At 68.6% G+C, this 20,760-nt stretch carries 14 protein-coding genes; 8 read left to right on the top strand and 6 right to left on the bottom strand.

Going from position 1 to position 20,760, the window contains the following annotated elements; all coding sequences use genetic code 11:
• The first annotated feature begins 19 nt into the window (after nt 1-19).
• From FJV41_RS10420 to FJV41_RS10410, 3 genes are all read left to right on the top strand, one after another.
• Complete coding sequence (locus FJV41_RS10420; protein WP_141642285.1) at nt 20-991, top strand: L-threonylcarbamoyladenylate synthase; 972 nt, start codon at nt 20-22, stop codon at nt 989-991.
• A 351-nt stretch (nt 992-1,342) separates the two neighbouring features.
• Entirely contained in the window at nt 1,343-1,924 is a 582-nt protein-coding gene (locus tag FJV41_RS10415) for a hypothetical protein (RefSeq protein ID WP_246137136.1), read from the top strand.
• A gap of 296 nt (nt 1,925-2,220) precedes the next feature.
• Nucleotides 2,221-3,255 carry a hypothetical protein gene (locus tag FJV41_RS10410; protein ID WP_217446262.1) on the top strand — a complete coding sequence of 345 codons (1,035 nt, stop codon included), beginning with the start codon at nt 2,221-2,223 and terminating at the stop codon, nt 3,253-3,255.
• On the opposite strand, the gene hemH is transcribed toward FJV41_RS10410, so the two are convergent.
• From hemH to FJV41_RS10380, 6 genes are all read right to left on the bottom strand, one after another.
• The gene (gene hemH, locus FJV41_RS10405; protein ID WP_141642283.1) at nt 3,191-4,294 is read right to left on the bottom strand and encodes a ferrochelatase; all 1,104 of its coding nucleotides are present in this window, start codon (nt 4,292-4,294) and stop codon (nt 3,191-3,193) included. The genes FJV41_RS10410 and hemH overlap by 65 nt on opposite strands.
• Nucleotides 4,294-4,680: a Co2+/Mg2+ efflux facilitator ApaG/CorD gene (gene apaG / locus FJV41_RS10400; protein ID WP_141642282.1), complete on the bottom strand. Its 387-nt coding sequence runs from the start codon at nt 4,678-4,680 to the stop codon at nt 4,294-4,296. The genes hemH and apaG overlap by 1 nt, the downstream gene beginning before the upstream one ends.
• Before the next feature lie 65 nt (nt 4,681-4,745).
• A complete protein-coding gene (locus FJV41_RS10395) occupies nt 4,746-5,696 on the bottom strand; it encodes a TerC family protein (RefSeq protein ID WP_141642281.1) in 951 nt (316 codons plus the stop codon).
• A gap of 111 nt (nt 5,697-5,807) precedes the next feature.
• Nucleotides 5,808-7,946 carry a glycogen debranching protein GlgX gene (gene glgX, locus FJV41_RS10390; RefSeq protein ID WP_141642280.1) on the bottom strand — a complete coding sequence of 713 codons (2,139 nt, stop codon included), beginning with the start codon at nt 7,944-7,946 and terminating at the stop codon, nt 5,808-5,810.
• Nucleotides 7,943-11,044: a malto-oligosyltrehalose synthase gene (gene treY, locus FJV41_RS10385; protein ID WP_141642279.1), complete on the bottom strand. Its 3,102-nt coding sequence runs from the start codon at nt 11,042-11,044 to the stop codon at nt 7,943-7,945. The genes glgX and treY overlap by 4 nt, the downstream gene beginning before the upstream one ends.
• A gap of 190 nt (nt 11,045-11,234) precedes the next feature.
• The gene (locus tag FJV41_RS10380) at nt 11,235-11,552 is read right to left on the bottom strand and encodes an SWIB/MDM2 domain-containing protein (RefSeq protein ID WP_141642278.1); all 318 of its coding nucleotides are present in this window, start codon (nt 11,550-11,552) and stop codon (nt 11,235-11,237) included.
• A gap of 385 nt (nt 11,553-11,937) precedes the next feature.
• Between FJV41_RS10380 and FJV41_RS10375 the strand changes: the two genes are divergently transcribed.
• The 5 genes from FJV41_RS10375 (at nt 11,938) to FJV41_RS10355 (ending at nt 20,741) form a co-directional block, all read left to right on the top strand.
• The gene (locus FJV41_RS10375; RefSeq protein WP_141642293.1) at nt 11,938-12,918 is read left to right on the top strand and encodes an NAD-dependent epimerase/dehydratase family protein; all 981 of its coding nucleotides are present in this window, start codon (nt 11,938-11,940) and stop codon (nt 12,916-12,918) included.
• 86 nt (nt 12,919-13,004) lie between these two features.
• A complete protein-coding gene (locus FJV41_RS10370) occupies nt 13,005-13,670 on the top strand; it encodes an HAD family hydrolase (protein ID WP_141642277.1) in 666 nt (221 codons plus the stop codon).
• A gap of 14 nt (nt 13,671-13,684) precedes the next feature.
• On the top strand, nt 13,685-15,295 hold the full coding sequence (gene larAH / locus FJV41_RS10365; protein ID WP_141642276.1) for an NPN-dependent hydroxyacid isomerase, LarAH14/15/16 family: 1,611 nt from the start codon (nt 13,685-13,687) through the stop codon (nt 15,293-15,295).
• A gap of 8 nt (nt 15,296-15,303) precedes the next feature.
• Nucleotides 15,304-19,716, top strand: coding sequence for an AMP-binding protein (locus tag FJV41_RS10360; protein WP_141642275.1), 4,413 nt, complete (start codon nt 15,304-15,306; stop codon nt 19,714-19,716).
• Nucleotides 19,713-20,741 (top strand): NAD-dependent epimerase/dehydratase family protein, encoded by a 1,029-nt coding sequence (locus tag FJV41_RS10355; protein WP_141642274.1) that lies wholly within the window; start codon nt 19,713-19,715, stop codon nt 20,739-20,741. Before FJV41_RS10360 ends, FJV41_RS10355 begins: the two co-directional genes overlap by 4 nt.
• The last annotated feature ends 19 nt before the right edge of the window (nt 20,742-20,760 follow it).

Below are 20,760 nucleotides of genomic sequence, written 5' to 3'. Positions count from 1 at the left end.
CGCGACAGTGCGGCCACGCATGCTAAATCCGGAGCTCGTCGAGCGCGCGGTGGAATTGCTGCGGCACGGCGGTGTCATCGCCCTGCCGACGGAAACGGTGTACGGCCTCGCGGCCAACGCCGAGGACGAGCTGGCGGTGCGCCGTGTCTTCGCCATCAAGGGCCGCCCCGCCACCCACCCGCTCATCGTCCATCTGTCTGGCGCCGAGCACCTGTCTTCCTGGGCCCGGGACATCCCCGACGCCGCGCACCGTCTCGCCGAGGCCTTCTGGCCTGGACCGCTCACGCTCGTGTTGCCTCGCACGCCCCGGGCCACGGACGCCGTGACGGGCGGCCAGGACACGGTGGCGCTGCGCGTGCCGGGACATCCGGTGGCGCTCGCGGTGCTGAAGGCCCTGGGCGGAGGCGTGGCCGCGCCGAGCGCCAACCGCTTTGGCCGGGTGAGCCCCACCACGGCGGAGCACGTGCGCGCGGACCTGGGCGCGGACGTGGATCTGGTGCTGGACGGTGGACCGAGCACCGTGGGCGTGGAGTCCACCATCGTCGATTTGAGCTCCGGCGCCCCCGCCATCCTGCGCCCTGGTGGCCTGTCCGCCGAGGACGTCGAGCGCGTGCTGGGACATCCGGTGCCCGTGCGTGCCGTATCCAAGGTCCGCGTGTCGGGCTCGCTCGCGTCGCACTACGCGCCGCGCGCGGGCGTGGTGCTCGCCGAGCCGGGAGAGGCCGGAGCACGCGTGCGGGCATTGAGGGAGCAGGGCCTGCGCGTGGGCGTGCTGGGACCGGAGAGCCTGGAGCTGCCGCCGGACGTGCCTCGCTTCGACGTGCCCGAGGACCCGACCGGAGCCGCGCGCGTGCTCTACGCGAGGCTGCGTGAAGCGGACGAGCGGGGACATGACGTGCTCGTCGTCTGTCTCCCCGCCGCCAGTGGGCTGGGCATCGCGGTGCGAGACAGACTCTCCCGCGCCGCCGCGCCTCGCGACCCTCAGCCCTGAACAGCAACGGAAGGCGAGGTATCGCGTCGAGGGGCCCGCCTCCCGAGCCTCCACGCGAACACGGAGTCTCGCGCGCCCCCATCACCGAGCAGCAACGGCCGCCGAGCAATCGGCTCGAGTTGGGTCCTTCTCGCGCGCCCAACGCTTGAGCGACATGCGCGGTGGAGGTGTCGCGACGCCAGCCGCCGGCTGGCATGCACCGAAGGGGAGTTACCTCGTGACTCCAGGCACCACGCGGCAACGAGTGCTCGCCCAAGGCGATATGCCCCGAAACATCCCTCGTTGTTTTCGCTGCACCGCGCGCACGACTCCCTTTGCGTCGCGCGGTCCACTCCAGCGGACGAGGCGACGATGATGGTGCGGAAGCAATGGCTCGCGGCAATGACGAGCATCGTGGCGGCGTTGTGCTTCGCGGGATGCGCCGCCCCCCAGAAGGTGCTGTTGGAGCGGACCAGCAGCCTCGTCGTGTATGACCTGCCGGCCATGGAGGTCATGAAGGCCGCCGAGAAGGTCATCGCGGACCGTGGCTATGACCTGCTGCCGAGCACCGACCCCTACTTCCTGCAGACCCCCTGGAAGGTGACGGGCAGCTTCGACATCGGCACGCGCTGGTCCCGCCTGTACGTCGAGGGGCACATCCGCGCCGATGGCCGCTTCTCCGTGCGCGCCTATGAGATGGCCGCCACGACCTTCGGCCGGACCCAGGCCCTCCCCGGCCTCGTCCACACGGGCTACGACACCGTGCACAACACCCCCAACGCCACTCCCGCCGCCCTGGTGGGGACGGAGCCGGAGATGCAGACGCGCTCCGCCCGCCCCAACATCCGCAGGCTCCTGGAGCTGGAGTGGAACATCCTCGAGCGCCTCAACCCAGAATTCGCCGGGCGCGTGAAGGAGCAGGTCGACTTCTACGTGGCGCACGCGCCCCAGTGAGCACCCGGGCGCGACGGACCTGAGTGCGCCGGCGCGCCCCTCGACTCCACGACCGCGAGGAGTCCCGGGGCGCCAGCCACCTCGCATGACGCACCCGGCCACAGAACGCGATGCAAGGAGTTGGTGCTGCAAGGGATGAGGCCGGGCACCGCAACCCCGACTTCATCGGGCGCGTCAAGCGAGCCCGTGGAGGAAACTCACGCAAGCATTCGACAGACGCGGCCGGGTGACGGACTTGAAATGCCCTCCTGGGCTCCGGTATCCCGCATGTCCTCGCAGAGGAGCGTCCCCGCGTGATGCGAAGCCTGTTCGGCCTGGTCGTTGCCCTGTCTTTGTTCGCCTGCAAGGAAGAGCCCCGAGGGCAGCTCGAGCCCATTCCCCGGCCTCCGGGCCTGAAGGACACCCCCAAGGAGGCGGGTGCCGCCCAGCCCGCGGCCGCGCCCACGGCGGACCCGTCCAAGGTGGTGTTGCGCTGGAAGCCCGCCGCCGGTGCGCCCGTGGCCTACCGCCTCACCCTGGACCGAGCGGGCTCCGCGCCCGCCGCCGTCGAGGAGGTGGAGGAGGCCAAGCCCGCCAAGGGCAAGAAGGGCCGCGACAAGGAAGCGCCGAAGCCCGAGCGCGCCGCCGCCCCCTCCCCCGCGTTCCCCAGCGCCTTCACCTATGTGCTGGAGCACGGCGACTCGGGTGACTTCCGGCTGCGCGTCATCCCGGAGGGCACCAACGCCGCCGAGGACACCGGCACCGTCAGCGAGCGCGGCTTCGTGCTCGACGGCCTCCAGGGCATCACCCGCAACACGGCCTCGCTGGTGCTGGAGCTGCCCCTGTCGGCGGTGGGCCCCAACGACACCTGGGCGCTGGGCACGGAGCTGCTGACGCACGACGCCCTGGGCCCCACGTTCACCATCGTCAAGACGGAGCGCCGCAACCGCGTGAAGCTCACCGCGCTCACCCCCGCGGACGGCGGCGAGCAGGTGGCCACGCTGGAGTATGACTTGCTGGACCAGCTCGCGGGCAAGGTCGCCACCCGTCGCGCGATGCCCGCCGTGCCCGCGCGCGCCGCCATCCCGGAAGAAGGCGGAGACGAGCCGGAGGGCGCCCCGCCCACCGCGACGGACGCCAGCGCGGAGGTGCGCATCGTCGGCCGTGGCGAGTTCCTGGTGAAGGCTGGCAAGTGGCGCTCGTGGGAGGGCAGCATCACCTCGTCGACGCGAGGCACCGTCTCCCCCACCGCGCTCCAGGTGCCGCCCGGCACGGTGAAGCTGAAGCTCACCGCGCTGGAGTCGGCTCCCGCTCCGGCCGCGCCCCAGCCGACGGCGAAGCCGCAGCAGTAGGCGCTCCGTCGGACTCGCGCACCAGCCGCACCACGGCGTCCACCCAGGCCGGGTGGGCGTTGAGCGAGGGGACGAGCGTCAACGACTCGCCCCCCGCCTCGACGAACTGCTCGCGGGCCCGCAGGCCCACCTCCTCCAGCGTCTCCAGGCAGTCCGCGACGAACGACGGGCACATCACCGCCAGCCGCTTCACGCCCTGCTTCGCCAGCTCCGGCAGCACCAGGTCCGTGTAGGGCTTCACCCACGGCGTGCGCCCCAGCCGCGACTGGAAGGACACCGTCCACCCGCTCGCGGGCAACCCCAGGCGCTCGGCCAGCCCTCGCGCGGTGGCGAAGCACTGGGCCCGGTAGCAGTGCCGGTTGGCGTCCGTGAGCGCGTCACAGCAGCCCGCGGAAGCAAAGCAGTGCTGGCCCGACGTGTCCGTCTTGCGCACGTGCCGCTCCGGCACGCCGTGGAAGCTGAACAGGACATGGTCCGCGCGCGCCTCGGCAATCACCGGCCGGGCCACCACGGAGAACGCGTCCAGGAAGGACGGGTGCCCATGAAACGCGGGCACCGCGCGCACGTTGGGCACGTCCCAGCCCTCCGTCATCACCTCGTACACCCGGGCCAGCGACGAGGCCGAGGACGACGTGGCCTCCTGCGGGTACAGCGGCAGCACGGTGAAGTCCGTCACGCCGCGCGCGCGCATCCGAGCCACCGTGTCGGGGATGGACGGGCTGCCGTAGCGCATGGCCAACTCCACGTCGTACTCCCCCGCCAGCTTCTCGCGCACCGCCGCCTCCAGCTCCCGGCTGTACACCAGCAGGGGCGAGCCCTCCTTCATCCACACCTTGCGGTACGCCTCCGCGCTCTTCGCGGGCCGCGTCGGGAGGATGAAGAGGTTGAGCAGCAGCCAGCGCCCCACCGGGTGGATGTCCACCACGCGCGCGTCACTCAGGAACTCGCGCAGGTAGCGCCGCACCGGCCCGGACTCGGGCGCGTCCGGCGTGCCCAGGTTGATGAGGAGCAGCCCCCGCTTCGGGTCCGGAGTCATCATCAGTGCAGGGCGTTGGGCAGGGTGAGGGCGAACTCCGCGATGCGCGCCTCGAAGTGCGTGCCGTCCGGCCGCTCCATCTCATAGCTGCCGCGCATGGTGCCGAACGGCGTGCGCAGCATGGCCCAGCTCGTGTACTCGAAGCGCTCGCCCGGGGCCACGCGGGGCTGACGGCCGACCACGCCCTCCCCCTTCACCTCTTCCACCTTCCCGGTGGCATCGGTGATGACCCAGTGCCGCGACTTCAGCTGCGCGGGCGCCTCGCTCTCGTTGACGATTTCCACCGTGTACATGAAGGCGTACTGCCCCGACTCGGGCGAGCTTCGCTCCGGCCAGTAGGCCGGCTTCACGGTGATGCGGAGGCCATCAGTGGTGGCGCTGGAAGACATGCCTCCACATTTGAAGGCAAGGCCCCCGGGTTGCAAGGAAAACCCCGGAGGCCGTCCGTCTGGGTTCAGGTTTTCGCGCTCTCCCGGTCATGACCGGGCTCCGGGCTCTTGGGCCAGATGAGCGACGCGACGATGGCGGCCAGGAGGATGCCGCCAATCACACCCAGCGACAGGGCGATGGGGAGGTGGATGTCAAAGTACGTAATCAACATCTTCACGCCCACGAAGGCCAGGATGCCGCTCAGCCCCAGCTTCAGGAAGTGGAACTTGTCCATCAGGCTGGCCACCACGAAGAACAGCGAGCGCAGGCCCAGAATCGCGCACACGTTGGACGTGTAGATGATGAACGCGTCCTGGCTGATGCCCAGCACCGCGGGGATGGAGTCCAGGGCGAACAGCAGGTCCGTCGCCTCCACCACCAGGAGGACGATGAACAGCGGCGTCACCTTGCGGCGGCCATCCTCGGTGAGGAAGAAGCGGCTGCCCTCGCCCAGCCGGGCCACTGGCAGCACCCGGCGCGCCAGCTTGACGATGCCCTTCTGCTCCGGGTCCATCTCCTCGTCCTTGGAGACGAGCATCTTCACCGCGGTGAAGACGAGGAAGGCGCCGAACAGGTAGATGAGCCAGTGGAAGCGCTGCACCAGCGCGGCGCCGGCGATGATGAGCACCGCGCGCATGATGAACGCGCCGATGATGCCCCAGAACAGCACCCGGTGCTGGTGCTCCGCCGCCACCCGGAAGTAGCTGAACACCATCAGGAAGACGAACAGGTTGTCGACGGAGAGCGAGTACTCCACGACATACGCCGTCAGCCACTGGAGCGCCGGGGTGCTCCCCGAGAAGTGCCAGATGCCCCCGCAGAACGCGAGGCTGATGGAAATCCACACCAGCGTCCAGATGCCCGCTTCCTTGGGCGTCACCGCGTGGTCCTTGCGGTGGAACAGACCAAGGTCCACGGCGAGCATCGCCAGGACGAAGAGGTTGAAGCCCACCCAAAGCGCGACTTGCGTATTCACGTATGAATCCTGTTTCAGAAACAGCCGGCGCACCCTAGCGGTGGCGCGTCCGGGCGTCGACACTTCCGTACAACCAGGGCCCCTCCCACCTTCAGGGGCCCGGCCACCCCATCACTCCGTCGCGGGTCGGCGCAGCACCATCAGCGAGCGCCCCGCCACCTGCACCTTGCCGCCAGCGGGTGTGTGTGTGTGCTGGGACTCCGCCGCCGTCGAGGTGTCCACCACCTGCTCCCAGTCGGCGCCCCACTCCAGGGCGGGCAGGAGGAAGGAGATGGGCTCGTGGTGCGCGTTCATCAGGACGAGCACGGTGTCGCCGACAATCCGGTTGCCCTCGTCATCCGGCGTGGCGATGGCGTCGCCGCCCAGAAGGAAGGCGAGGGAGCGGACGTAGGGCTTCTCCCAGTCGTCCTTCTTCATCTCCTTGCCGTCGGGGCGGAACCACGCCAGGTCCTTCAGCTCGCTGTCCCACATGTGCGCGCCGCGGAAGAAGCGGCGCTTGCGCAACACGGGCTGCTCGCGGCGCAGGCGGGTGAGGCGGCTGGTGAACTCCAGCAGGGAGCGCTGCGTGTCGTTCAGCTCCCAGTCCACCCACGACAGGGCGTTGTCCTGGCAGTAGGCGTTGTTGTTGCCCTTCTGGGTGCGGCCCATCTCATCGCCGGCCACCAGCATGGGCACGCCCTGGGACACGAAGAGCGTGGCCAGGAAGTTGCGCTTCTGCTGCTCGCGCAGGGCGTTGATCTTCGCGTCGGTCGTCTCGCCCTCCACCCCGCAGTTCCAGGAGTGGTTGTCGTTGGCGCCGTCGCGATTCTCCTCGCCGTTGGCCTCGTTGTGCTTGTCGTTGTACGTGACGAGGTCGTGCAGCGTGAAGCCGTCGTGCGCGGTGACGAAGTTGACGCTCGCGGTGGGCTTGCGGCCGGACAGCGCATACAGGTCCGAGCTGCCGGTGAGCCGGTAGCCAATCTCCGCCGCCTGCCGGTCGTCACCCTTCCAGTAGCGGCGGATGGTGTCGCGGTACTTGCCGTTCCACTCGCTCCACAGCACCGGGAAGTTGCCCACCTGGTAGCCGAAGTCGCCCACGTCCCAGGGCTCGGAGATGAGCTTCACCTGGCTGAGCACCGGGTCCTGGTGGAGAATCTGGAAGAAGGCCGCGCGCGTGTCGTAGCCGTGCCTGTCGCGGCCCAGCGTGGTGGCCAGGTCGAAGCGGAAGCCATCCACGTGCATCTCCTCCACCCAATAGCGGAGCGAGTCGGCGACGAGCTTCAGCGCGTACGGGTGCGTGGCGTTCCACGAGTTGCCCGTGCCGGTGACGTCCAGGTAGTAGCGCGGGTCCTTCTCCGTGAGGCGGTAGTACGCGCCGTTGTCCACGCCCTTGAAGGACAGCGTGGGGCCCAGGTGGTTGCCCTCGCAGGTGTGGTTGTAGACGACGTCGAGGATGACCTCGATGCCGGCGCGGTGAAGCGCCTTCACCATGGCCTTGAACTCGTCCACCTGGCCGCCCCGGGAGCCCGCGGCGCTGTAGCGCGAGTCCGGCGCGAAGTAGCCCAGCGTGCTGTAGCCCCAGTAGTTCGTCAGCTTCCGCTCGGCGAGGAAGGGCTCGTCGACGATGTGGTGGATGGGCAGGAGCTCCACCGCGGTGACGCCCACCTTCTTCAGGTGTTCGATGACGGCCGGGTGGCCCAGCCCCGCGTAGGTGCCCCGAAGGTCCTCCGGCACGCGCGGGTGCAGCTTGGTGAAGCCCTTGACGTGCAGCTCGTAGATGACCGTCTGGTGCCAGGGCACGCGGGGATGGGTGTCGCCCCCCCAGTCGAACGAGTCCGCCAGCACCACGCCCTTGGGCACGGCCGCGGCGTCGTCCTGCTTGTCCTGGACCAGGTCCTCTTCCTTGCCGCCGGCCACGTACCCGTAGATGGCGCCGCGGTAGTCCACGCCGCCGTGGATGGCGCGGGCGTACGGGTCCACCAGCAGCTTGTGCGGGTTGAAGCGCAGGCCCTTCTTGGGCTCGAACGGCCCGTGGACCCTGAGGCCGTAGAGCGTCCCCGGCGTCAGGTCCGGCACATAGCCGTGCCACACCTGGTGCGTGTTCTCCAGGAGCGGGAAGCGGCGCGTCTCCTTCGACGGCTCGTCCGCGTCGTAGAGGCAGATCTCCACCTTCTTCGCATGCTCACTGAAGACCGCGAAGTTGACCCCATGCCCGTCGTACGTGGCGCCCAGGGGGAACGGCTTCCCTGGAAGCACCTCGGCCCTCCTCATCCAGTGCTCCTCTCCAGCAGCACCACCGGGAACCCCGACAGGAGCGGCGCGAGAGGCAGCACCACGCCACCCGACCCACGCTCGGGCCGTACCTGTCGCCCGGTGAAGACATCGCGGAACATCATGCCCGCATATGCCTCCGGAAGGTCGAGGAACGTGTTCTCATACGCACCGGCCAGCCCCTCGGAAGACTCCAGCGCGGACAGGGTGTAGCGCGGCGAGCACACCAGGATGACGGAGTCCTCCAGCTCACGCACGAAGGCCACCGCCGCCTGGGCCCGGGGCCCGGACAGCTCCAGGGCCTTGTAGCCTCCGTTGCGGAACAACTCCGCGTGACGCTGTCGCAGCCGCAACACGCGCGACAACAAGAAGAGCTTCGCCTGGCCGTCGTCCAGGGTCTCCACCAGTCGCGCGCACAGCCCCACCCGGTCCTCCTTCGCCCGCGCGTCCAACGCGTCCAGCAACTGAGCGCGCACGGCGAAGTCCACCGGCCGGCGGTTGTCCGGGTCCACCAGCGACAAGTCCCACAGCTCGCAGCCCTGGTAGGTATCCACCACGCCGGGCGAGGCCAGCTTCAAGAGCAGCTGGCCCAGGGCGTTGTGCTGTCCCGCGCGCTCGATGCGGCGCTTGAAGCGGCGCACTTCCTCCAGGAAGGTGGCGCCCTTGTCCCCGTCGAAGCAGGCGTCCACGAAGCCGGCCACCGCGTCGTCATAGGCGCCGTCCGGGTTGGTCCACGAGGTGCGGACCTTGGCCTCCTTGATGGCCTTGGCCATGTACTCGCGCACCCGGCGGTGGAAGTCCTCCATCGCCTCCGGTGACTGGGACTCGCCCATGGGCCATGCGCCCACCACCGTCTGGAGGAAGAGGTAGACGTCATTGGGGCTGGGCGCGGGTCCGGAGGGCAGCGGCGTCACGAACTTCTCGGTGAGGCGCATCCACCGCCGCGCCAGCTTGCGCCAGTCCTCGGGCACCTCCGTCACGACGTTGATGCGGGCGCGCACGTCCTCGCTGCGCTTGGTGTCGTGGGTGCTGGACGTGAGCTGGCTCGCGGGCCAGTGCTCCGCGCGCTCCTGGTTGCGCAGGTGGAAGGTGTTGGCTCGCACCCCGAAGCGCTCCGGCTCGCCGCCCACCTCGTTGAGGCTGACCAGCCGGTTGTAGATGTAGAAGACGGTGTCCTCCAGGCCCTTGGCCATGACGGGCCCCGTCACCTGCTGGAGCTTCATCGCGAAGCGGAGCATGACGGCGCGCTCGCGCTCGTCGGACTGCTCCGGGTAGCGACCCAGGATGATGTCGCGCAGGAAGTCGAAGATGGAGGCGTTGGTGGTGGCGTTGCGCTCCTTGGCGCGCTGAATCGTCCACTCCACGTACTGCACGTCGCGCGCGTCCAGCCCCGGCCGCCAGCCATCCACGTAGGTCCGGTACACGGGAAACAGCGCGACGAACTCCACCAGCGCGCGCCGCAGCGAGTTGAGCGTGAAGTCGCGCGTGCGCCGGCTCATCTCGGAGATGCGGTTGAGCTCGTGGGCCAGCACGTTGATTTCACTGGCCATGGACACGCGCATGATGAGGAGCTTCTTCTGGTAGACGAGCTCCGCGAAGTCGCCCTTCTCCCCGGTGAGCCGCTCGTACGTCTCCGTCAGGTGTGTCTCCGCCGCCGGGTGCACGAAGAGGCCGCTCACCGCGTTGGCGAAGCGGTAGCCGGTGGTGCCGTGCACCGCCCACGCCTCGGGAATCCGCTCGCGACCGCCTTGTATCTTCTCCACCACCACGTACAGCGCCTTGCGCAGGGGACTGGACGGGTTCTCCGTCACCTCCGCCCGCCAGCGCTCGCGCAGCGCGGCCTCCACGCCGGGCCAGCGCGTGTCGTCCCCCGCCTGCTCCTGGAGGAACAGCGCGTGCGCGCGCTCCACGAAGTAGCGCTCCTGCAAGTCCAGGAAGTACGCGGTGGGGTCGAACAAACCGTCCGGATGGTCGATGCGCAACCCGGTGACGCAGCCCTCGCGCAGCCAGCGGAAGATGAGCGCGTGCGCCTCCTGGAAGACTTCCGGGTCCTCCACGCGGATGGCGGCCAGCCCGTTGATGTCGAAGAAGCGCCGGTAGTTGATCTCCTCGCCCGCCACCCGCCAGTGCGCCAGCCGGAAGCTGCACGAGGCCAGCACCGCGTCCAGCAGGTCGAACGAGCGCGGGTTGCCCGGCTCCCCGTTGAACACGCGGACGTTGTCCTCGATGTACAAGAGCGCCTCTTCGCTGGACGCCGCCACCGCGGCCAGGCGCCGCTTGATGACCTCCTTCTCGCGGTGCCGCTCCACGACGCGGGCGCGCTCAATCTCCGTGCGCAGCGGCAGGTGGTCTATCGCGGTGAGGATGGAGAGCAGCTCCACCATGGGCGCGGCCTCGGTGCCCAGCCGGGCCTCCAGTCGCTCCAGGCCGTGGCGGAGGATGCGGCCGTACTGCCGGGGCGCCACCGGCAGCAGGTGGTCGTAGTAGTGGATGAAGAAGGCGCCCTCGCGGAAGGACAGCTTCAGCTCCCCGCGCTCCAGGACGATGCCGTATTGGTCTCCCAGAATCGGCAGCAGCACCTTGTCGTGCAGCTCGTCCTTCACCGGCGACCAGTCGATGTCGAAGTACTTGGCGTAGACGGACGAGGGGCCGTTCTCCAGCACGTCGAACCACAGGCGGTTGTCGCGCTCGATGCCCATGTGGTTGGGCACCACGTCCAGCACCTGCCCCAGGCCGTGCTCACGCAAGCTGGCGCACAGGGCCGCGTGGTCCTCCGGCGAGCCGACCTCCGGATTGAGCCGCGTATGGTCCACGCAGTCGTAGCCGTGGGTGCTGCCCGGCGTCGCCTTGAGATAGGGCGAGGCGTAGAAGTCGCTCACGCCCAGGCGGGCCAGGAACGGCACCACCTCTCGCGCCTGTTGGAAGGTGAACCCGCGGTGCAGTTGGACCCGATAGGTGGACAGCGGCGTGCGGGGACGCGGCCCCAGCTCCTGCTTCACGCGAGCGAACAGTCCCTCCGCCAGGGACTCCGCGCTCAGGGTGGCACCCGACGCCCCCGTGGGAGCGGTTCCCTCTTCTTCCAGTCCGTCGAGCAACATGGGGACCAGAGGTAGGGCTCCCGCGCGCCTGACGCCAGCGTGGGGTGTGACTTCCGCCCTCTATCCAACGCTCCAAGAGCCTGGATTGACGTGCGCACGGCACACGCGCGCGCACCAAAAAGCAGAGGGCTCGCCGAAACTTCCGGAGAGCCCTCGGGGATGCAACTGCCGGGTGGCCCCGGCGACGGTGTCAGCTCAGCTGCTTGTTCACCAGCGAGGTCATCTCGAACATGGTGACGTTCTTCTTGCCGCCGAAGATCGGCTTGAGCTTGTCGTCGGCGTTGATCTGCCGCTTGTTCTTCGCATCCTGGAGGTTGTTCTTCTTGATGTAGGCCCAGAGCTTCTTGACGACCTCGGTGCGCGGCAGCGGCTTGGCGCCGACAATCTCAGCCAGGGCGGCGGAAGGAGTCATCTCCTTCATGAACGACGCATTGGGCGCACGCTTCTTGGCAGCAGGGGCCTTCTTGGCGGCGGGAGCCTTCTTCGCAGCAGCTTTCTTGGCGGCCATTCGTCTTGAGTCTCCTCCCCTCCGAAGGGGACGTTGTGCGGCCTCGCTTGATTTTAAGCCAGTGCCGGTGGGGCGTAGGTAGCACGCCCAAGCCCGAAAAACAGCCCTCTCCTGCGTTTTTCCCTCTAGAAACGCCCTACGCAACGCGTTTCATGCCCGAGAAACCGGCTCCGCAACACGGTTCTCGCTCGGACGCCCCCCTCTCGCGGCGCATCCCGCCCCGAGAATCCGGCCCCAGCGCCACTTTTCCCTCGGGAAGCGCCTCGCGGGACGACTCCGGAGGCCGACCATCCGGCCTCGCGCAGTGTCCTCCCTCGCGGGTTCGCGACAGGGGACGTGGGATTCCTCTTGCGGACGAGGTGTACTTTTTCGGATGAAACGACCCATGCGAGCCCTCATCACCGGAGCCGGTGGCTTCCTTGGAATCTGGTTGGCCCGTGCCCTGGCGGCACGCGGCGACACCGTGACGTGCCTCTTGCGCCCTCGGGGAGACGCCTCGGGACTGGCCGGCATCTCCTATAAGCGCGTGGAGGGAGACGTGACGGACGCGGCCTCGCTGCGCCCCGCCGTGGAGGGACAGGACGTCGTCTTCCACCTCGCCGGAGTTCGCCGCGGCGCGACACGCGAGGACTTCATGCGCGTCAACGCGGAGGGCACGCGCCTGTTGTGCGACGCCATGGTGGCCTCGGGTCACCGTCCGCGCCTGGTCCTCGTCGGCTCGCTGGCGGCCATGGGGCCCTCCTCCCCCACCCGCCCGCACGTCGAGGAGGACGCCTTCCAGCCGCACGAGTGGTACGGCGAGAGCAAGGCGGAGGCGGAGCGCATCGCCTTCTCCTATGGAGACCGGCTGCCGGTGACGGTGTCCCGCCCGCCGCGCATCCTCGGCCCCGGTGACCACGAGAACCTCACCTTCTTCAAGCTGGTGAAGAAGGGCATCCGCCTGGAGCTGGTGGGCGGCCCCCGGCCCCTCACCATGGTGGACGTGGAGGACGTGGTGGACGCGCTGATTCTCCAGGCCGAACACCCCAACGCCGTGGGCCAGGCCTTCTTCTGCGCGGGCCCGGGCGCTCCTCTTTCCCTGGAAGCCGTGCAGGACCTGGGAGCGAAGGCGCTGGGGCTTCAACCCCGCACGGTGCGCGTGAGTCCCTGGGCGCTGAGCGCCCTCGCCTCGGCGGCGGACGGCGTGTCGCGGGTGACGGGCAAGATGCTCCCCCTGAATCGGAAGCTGGCCCGACAGCTGCTCGCGCCCGCCTGGACCTGCTCCAGCGCGAAGGCCGAGCGCCTTCTGGGGTTTCACCCTCGGAGGGATTTGGAGGACTCCATCCGCCGCAGCGCCGAGTGGTACCGCGAGCAAGGCTGGCTCTAGCCATGCTAGCAGGGGTGGGGGAGCCTTCCCCCGTCCCAGCGTCGTTGACCTCACCCCCCTTGGAGTGTCAGGAAGCCCGCTGCCACATGCCCTCGAAAGCCGCCTTTTTCGATGTCGACGGGACGCTCGTGAAGACGAACGTCGTCCACGTCTACGCGTACTACGCGATGAACCGGGGCTCCGTGCTGGGCATCGCGGGACGGACCTTGAGCACCGCCCTCAGCGTGCCCCTCTTCGGTGCCATGGACACGCTGGACCGCAAGACGTTCAACGAGTTCTTCTACCGTTATTACGCGGGGTTGACCGAGGACCGCCTCGTCACCATCGCCGAGGACATGTTCGAGGACGTGCTGCAGCCCGCGCTCTTCGAGCAGTCCCAGGACCTCATCGACCAGGCCCGCCGCAGCGGGTGCAAGGTCGTGCTGGTGACGGGGGCGCTGGACTTCACCATGCGTCCGCTCGCCCGGCACCTGGGCGCCGATGACCTGATCGCCAACAAGATGCAGTTCGTGGGCGGCAAGGCCACCGGCAAGGTGATTCCGCCCATCATCGAAGGCGCGAACAAGGCCAACTCCATCCGTGCCTATTGCGCCAAGGAGGGCCTGACGCTGGACAAGTGCCACGGCTACTCCGACAGCGCCTCCGACTACGCCATGCTCGCGGTGGTGGGTCGTCCCACCGCGGTGAACCCGGACCTGCGGCTGCGCTCCATCGCGCGCGCCTACAACTGGCCCATCCTCGACCTCAAGTAGTCCCCTTGCCCGCCATGCGCCCGTTCAAGACGCTCCAGAAGCTGTACGACGAGGAAAGCCAGGTCGTCATCACCGAGAAGGGCAGCCCTCCGCGCGCCCTCTTCTACGGTGAGGGCTTCCTCCAGGAAGACCTGCCCGTGGGTACCCGGGTCATCTTCCCCCGCCCCCCCATGGCCGGCGTGCCCAACGTCAAGGCCGCCATCCGCTGGGCCATCAACCACCCGGACGGGATGGACCCGCTGCACGCGCTGCTCAAGCCGGGCATGCGACTGACGTGCGTCATCGACGACATCAGCGTGCCCCTGCCGCCCATGGTGACGCCGGACGTGCGCCAGTCCATCCTGGAGGTGGTGCTGGAGCTGGCCGCCGACAGCGGCGTGGATGACGTGCACCTGGTCATCGCCAACGCGCTGCACCGTCGCATGACGGAAGCGGAGATGAAGCGGATGGTGGGCGAGAAGATCTACGACGCCTACTACCCGGACCGCTATTACAACCACGACGCGGAAGACCCGGATGGCATCGTCGCGCTGGAGCGCACGTCCCACGGCGAGGAAGTCTCCGTCAACCGCCGCGTCGCGGAGAGCGACCTCATCGTCTACGTGAACGTGAACTTCGTGCCCATGAATGGCGGGCACAAGTCCATGGGCACCGGCGTGTCCAACTACGCGTCGCTGCGCCACCACCACAATCCGAAGACCATCCGCGAGTCGGACAGCTACATGGAGCCGAAGGCGAGCGCGCTGTATCGCAGCAACGAGCGCATCGGCCGCAACATCGACAAGCACCTGAAGGTCTTCCACATCGAGACCACGCTGAACAACCGCATGTTCGGCGCGCCCACGGACTTCCTCGCCAAGCGCGAGGAGGACTACACCGAGGGCGACCGGCTGAAGTTCCAGGCCATGCGCTACGCGTTGTCCAAGCTGCCGCGCGCGGCGGCGCGCAAGATTCTCAACGCCGTCCCCGCGCCCTACGACGTCACGGGCGTGTTCGCCGGAGCCACCGAGCCCGCGCACGCCAAGACGCTGGAGACCAGCTGGAAGCAGTACGTGGTGCCGGTGGAGGGGCAGAGCGACATCGTCATCTTCCCCATCCCCTTCGTGTCTCCGTACAGCGTCAACTCCATCCTCAATCCGCTGCTCGTGCAGGTGATGGGGCTGGGCTACTTCTTCAACCTGAACCGCGGCGTGCCGCTGGTGAAGAAGGGCGGCGTGCTCATCCTGCTGCACCCGGCCTACGACGAGTTCGACCCGGAGCACCACCCCAGCTACATCGAGTTCTTCCACCGGCTGCTTCCCGAGACGCGTGACTCCATGAAGCTGGAGCACAAGTACGAGAAGGAGTTCGCGGAGAACCCCAGCTACGTGCACCTGTACCGCAAGAACAACGCGTACCACGGCGTGCACCCCTTCTACATGTGGTACTGGGGCGAGAACGGTCGCCAGCACGTGGGCAAGGTCATTGTCGCGGGCGCGGAGAACAACCACGTCCCCGCGCTGCTCGGGTGGGACCGCACCGACACGCTCACCGAGGCCATCGAGGAAGCGCGCGGCTTCATGGGCCGCTCGGCCACCATCAGCCTGTTGCGCATTGCCCCCACGGTGATGGTGGACGTGAAGTGAGGCCGGACATGTCACCGCAACCCGAGCTGAACGTCTCCCAGGTCTTCACCGGCAAGCGCCTCTTGTTCGCGGGCGCCACGGGCTTCGTGGGCAAGGTGACGCTGTCCATGCTGCTGCACCGCTACGGGCAGGAGCTGGAGCGGGTGTACGTGCTCGTCCGCAAGGGCAGCGCGGCCTCCGCCGAGCGTCGCTTCTTCGACAAGGTCGCCACCAGCGAGCCCTTCCAACCCCTGCGCGACACGTACGGGGAAGAGGGCGCGCTCGAGTTCCTGCGCAAGAAGTGCCACGTCCTCGACGGCGACATCACCGACCCGTGGGTGGGCCTGGAAGAAGCCCAGGTGGCGGAGCTGACGGGCAAGGTGCACGCCTTCGTCAACTGCGCGGGCCTGGTGTCCTTCAACCCGTCGCTGGAGGTGGGCCTCAACGTCAACACCCACGGCGTGAAGTACGCGGTGGAGCTGGCGCTGCGCTGGGCGGTGCCCCTCATCCACATGTCCACGTCCTTCGTCGCGGGCAACCGCAGCGGGCTCGTGTTCGAGGACGAGGAGGTCCGAGGCTACTTCCCGAAGAAGGAGGAGCTGGACGGGCGCGACTTCAGCCTGGAGCAGGAGCTGAAGGACGCGGAGCGCATCGTGGCGCGGCTGCGCGAGCAGGCCGATGACCGGGCGCTGACGTCCACCTTCCGCAAGAAGGCGTTGGACCGGCTGGCCGAGGAAGGCCGCGACGTCAACGACGAGAAGACGCTGCGGCTCGCGGTCGGCCGTGAGCGCAAGCTGTGGCTGAGCGGCGAATTGGTGCGCGCGGGCATGGAGCGCGCGGCGCACTGGGGCTGGCCCAACACGTACACGTACACGAAGTCCCTGGGCGAGCAGGTCATCGCCGGCACGCCGGGGCTGCGCTACGCGATTGTGCGGCCCTCGATTGTGGAGAGCGCGCGGCACTTCCCGTTCCCGGGCTGGAACGAGGGCTTCACCACGTCCGCCCCGCTGGCGTTCGCCGGCATCAAGGGCCCGGGTGGCATCCCCGCGGGCGAGAACACCATCCTGGACATCATCCCGGTGGACCAGGTGGCGGGCGCGACGATTGGCATCACCGCGCAGTCCATCGACGTGGAGGAGCGGCGCGTCTACCAGCTTGCTTCCGGCGACGTGAATCCGTTCTACGCCAGCCGCTCCGTGGAGCTGGTGGGCCTGTACCGGCGGCGCTACTACCGGAACAAGGAGTCGGGCAACAAGGTGCTCAACTCGCTGCGCTCGCGGCTGGAGCCGCAGCCGGTCAGCAAGCTCGAGTTCGAGTGGATGAGCGCGCCCATGCTCGTCCGGGGCGCCAAGTTCCTGAGGAAGGCCATCGACGAGGTGCGGCCCGCGTGGGGCGCGCCGGCCGTGCAGGCGATGCTGGACAAGGCCAAGGTCTCGCTCGAGGAAGTGGAGACGAGCAACGCGGGCCTCATCGCGATGACGGACCTGTTCCTCCCCTTCCTCTACGAGAACCGGTACGTCTTCCGCTGTGACAACACGCGCTCGGTCTACACGCGCATGGTGCACTCGGACCGGCTGAAGATTCCGTGGGACCCGGAGCACATCGACTGGCGCGCGTACTTCATGGAGACGCACCTGCCGGGCCTGGAGAAGTGGGTGTTCCCCGGCCTGGAGGAGGAGCGCGAGAAGCGCACCGTCATCCCCGCGCACAGAGACTTGCTGGAGCTGTTCGAGGCCACGGTGCATGCGTACCGGCACCGGGTGGCCTTCCGGATGGTGGCGGGCGAGAAGGAGGAGCGCTTCACCTTCGGCGAGGTGCACCGCTATGCCGCGCGCGTGGGCAGCTTCCTGGTGCGCTCGGGCGTGAAGCCTGGAGACCGGGTGCTGCTGGTGTCGGAGAACCGGCCCGAGTGGGGCACGTGCTTCTTCGGCATCCTGCGTGCGGGCGCGACGATGGTGCCGGTGGACCCGGGGCTGAGCGAGGCGGAGGTCATCAACATCGCGAAGCGGGCGGAGGCGAAGGTCTGCCTGATGTCCGAGGACGCGACGCGGGACTTCTCCGGCCTGCTCGGCGCGCTGGGTGACAACGTCATCATCGCCAGCCTCGCGGAGGCGATGACGGGCGACCCGGCGTACCCGGAGGACCGCATCGGGCCGGTGCGCAAGTCCGCGTCGGCGGATGACCTGGCGAGCCTCATCTTCACGTCGGGCACGACGGGCACGCCCAAGGGCGTGATGCTCACCCACCGCAACTTCTCCTCGTTGGTGGCGAAGCTGGCCGGCGTGTTCAACGTGGGCGTGGGTGACGGCGTGTTGTCCGTGCTGCCCCTGCACCACACGTTCGAGTTCTCCGCGGGTTTCCTCACCCCGTTCTCACGGGGCGCTGAAATCACGTACATCGACGAGCTGACGTCGGACCGGCTGGGCGAGGTCTTCGAGACGGGCCGCATCACCGCGATGATTGGCGTGCCGGCGCTGTGGCAGTTGCTGCACCGGAAGATGACGCAGGAGTTCGCGAGTCGTCCGCCGCTGGTGGAGCAGGCCATCAAGGCGATGATGGCCACGCACGGCGAGCTGCGGAACCGCGCCAACGTCAACCTGGGCAAGCTGCTGTTCTGGCCCGTGCACCGCAAGTTCGGCGGGCGCATCAAGGTGCTGGTGTCCGGTGGCTCGGCGCTGCCCGAGGAAGTGCACAAGGCCTTCCACGAGCTGGGCTTCAACATCACGGAGGGCTACGGCCTGACGGAGGCCGCGCCGGTGCTCGCCGTCGCGTCGCCCGGCAACAAGCGCACGCCCGGCTCGGTGGGCAAGCCGCTCACGGGCATCGAAGTGCGCATCCTCCATCCGGACAACGACGGCATTGGCGAGGTGCTGGCCAAGGGCCCCAACGTCATGGCGGGCTACTTCGGAGACCGCGAGGCGACGGAGGCGGTGCTGAAGGAAGGCTGGCTGCACACCGGCGACCTGGGCCGCGTGGACGCGGAGGGTCGGCTGTACCTGGTGGGTCGAGCCAAGGACGTCATCATCGACCACAACGGGAAGAACATCTACCCGGACGAGCTGGAGGAGCTTTACCAGGAGCACCCGCACGTCAAGGAGCTGTCCATCGTCGGGCTGCCGGACGACGCGGGTGGCGAGAAGGTGGCGTGTCTGTGCGTGCCGGACTACGGCGACCGCCCCCGCGAGGAGGTGCGCCGCGACCTGGAGGAGCACTTCCGCAAGGTGGGCGCGGGCATGCCCTTCTACCGGCGCATGAAGGTGCTGCGCTTCTGGGATGGCGAGCTGCCGCGCACCTCCACGCGCAAGGTGAAGCGCAAGCAGGTGGTGGAGGAGCTGCAGCGGCTGGAGCGCGTGGCGGCCAGCGCCACCAAGGCGCGCGAGAAGGTCGCCGCCACGGTGGCGGGCACCGGCGGCGCGTCCGAGTGGCTCTACCCGCTCATCGCCGAGGTCTGTCACAAGCCACTCGCGGACGTGCGTCCGGAGACGCACCTCACGGGGGATTTGGGCTTCGACTCGCTGATGCTCACGGAGCTGTCCTCCGCGCTGGAAGGCGCGGGTGTGCCGCTGCCGGCGATTGAGGATTTGACGCAGGTGCAGACGGTGGAGGACCTGCGCAAGGTGGTGGTGGCGTCGGGTCGCAGGCCGTCCGCGGAGACCCGGGCGAAGGAGATCTCCAAGGAGAACGCGAAGGCGGAAGAGGTGGAGATTCCGGTGCCGGACGTCGTCGCGGACGTGGGCCGGCAGCTGCTGTCCTTCGGGCAGAAGGTCCTCTACGGCGGCGTCTTCGACGTGAAGGTGACAGGCCGTCCCTTCATCCCGATGAACCGCAACTTCCTGGTCATCGCCAACCACGCCAGCCACCTGGACGCGGGGCTGGTGCGCGTGGTGCTGGCGGAGCAGGGAGACCGGCTCGTCTCGCTGGCCGCGCGCGACTACTTCTTCGACACGCCGCTCAAGCGCGCGTGGTTCGAGAACTTCACCAACCTGGTCCCCATCGAACGGCACGGCTCGCTGCGCCAGTCGCTGCGCCAGGCGGGCGAGGCGCTGCGTCAGGGCTTCAACGTCCTCATCTTCCCGGAGGGCACCCGCTCGCCCACCGGAGAGCTGCAGGAGTTCAAGTCCACGCTGGGCTATCTGGCGTTGACGTACCGGGTGGACGTGCTGCCGCTCTACATCCACGGCGCCTTCGACGCGCTGCCCAAGGGGAGCGTCTTCCCCAAGTCCAAGGACCTCAAGGTGAGCATCGGCCCCGCGCTGGGACACGAGGCGCTGCGTGCTCGCACGCAGGGCATGGCGCGCTCGGAGAGCTACCGCTACGCCACCCGCATCGCCGAGGACGCGGTGCGCGAGCTGCGTGACGGACGCGTCCTCAACCTGGGCGGACCGCCCTCGACGGACGTGGATGTCCTGCCCGCGCTCCCCTCGGGAGGGAAGAACTCGTGAAGCTGCTCGTAACCGGAGGCACGGGGTTCCTGGGCACGCATCTGGTGCCCAAGCTGGTGGCAGCGGGCCACACGGTGCGCCTCATCGGGCGCTCGCGTCCGACGGGGCCGGCGTATGCGGGCACGGAGTACGTCGCGGGTGACTTGAAGGACCGGGACGCGGTGCGCCGCGCGCTGGACGGCGTGGAGGGCGTCTATCACCTCGCCGGGCTCGTCTCCTTCCAGCCGAAGGACGCCCGGAAGATGTTCGAGCTGCACGTGGACAGCACGCGAGAGCTCTTGCGCGACGTGCGCGAGGCGGGCGTGAAGCGCGTCGTCCTCGCGTCCACGTCCGGCACCACGGCGGTCTCGAAGGAAGAGGCGGTCTTCGACGAGTCCGCTGACTATCCGATTACCGTGGTAGCGCGGTGGCCGTACTACATCTCCAAAATCTACGAGGAGAAGCTGGCGCTGGAGTACTGCCGCAAGCACGCCATTCCGCTCGTGGTGCTCAACCCCAGCCTGTTGATGGGGCCGGGGGATGACCGGCTGTCGTCGACGTGGACGGTGGTGAAGTTCCTCAACCGGGAGATTCCGGCGATGCCGGGTGGCGGCATCTCCTTCGTGGACGTGCGCGACGCCGCGGAGGCGTTCCACCAGGCGCTCACCCGGGGCGAGCTGTACGGCCGCCACCTGATGGGCGTGAACATGACGACCCGGGAGTTCTTCCAGCGGCTGGAGCGCCTCACCGGCGTGCCCGCGCCCCGGCTGCGGCTGCCCGCGCAGATGAACATCCTGGGCGGCCAGTTGCTGGAGCGCTGGGCGAAGCTGCGCGGCACGCCCGCGCCGTTGGATCCGCAGGAAGTGGAGATTGGCGAGCACTACTTCTGGCTGGACGCCGGCAAGGCGGAGGCCGAGCTGGGCTTCCGCGCGCGCGACGTGCAGGAGACGCTGGTCGACACCGTGAAGCACATCTACGGGAAGCTGCCGCCCGGGAGCCTGCCCGGCACCAAGGGCCGGCTCGGCGACCTGCGCGAAGGCACCTGAGCGTTTCGCGCACGGTGAG

It is taken from the genome of Myxococcus llanfairpwllgwyngyllgogerychwyrndrobwllllantysiliogogogochensis (assembly GCF_006636215.1).
GTDB classification, from domain to species: Bacteria; Myxococcota; Myxococcia; order Myxococcales; family Myxococcaceae; genus Myxococcus; species Myxococcus llanfairpwllgwyngyllgogerychwyrndrobwllllantysiliogogogochensis.
This window is presented reverse-complemented; position numbering and strand designations above follow the sequence as displayed.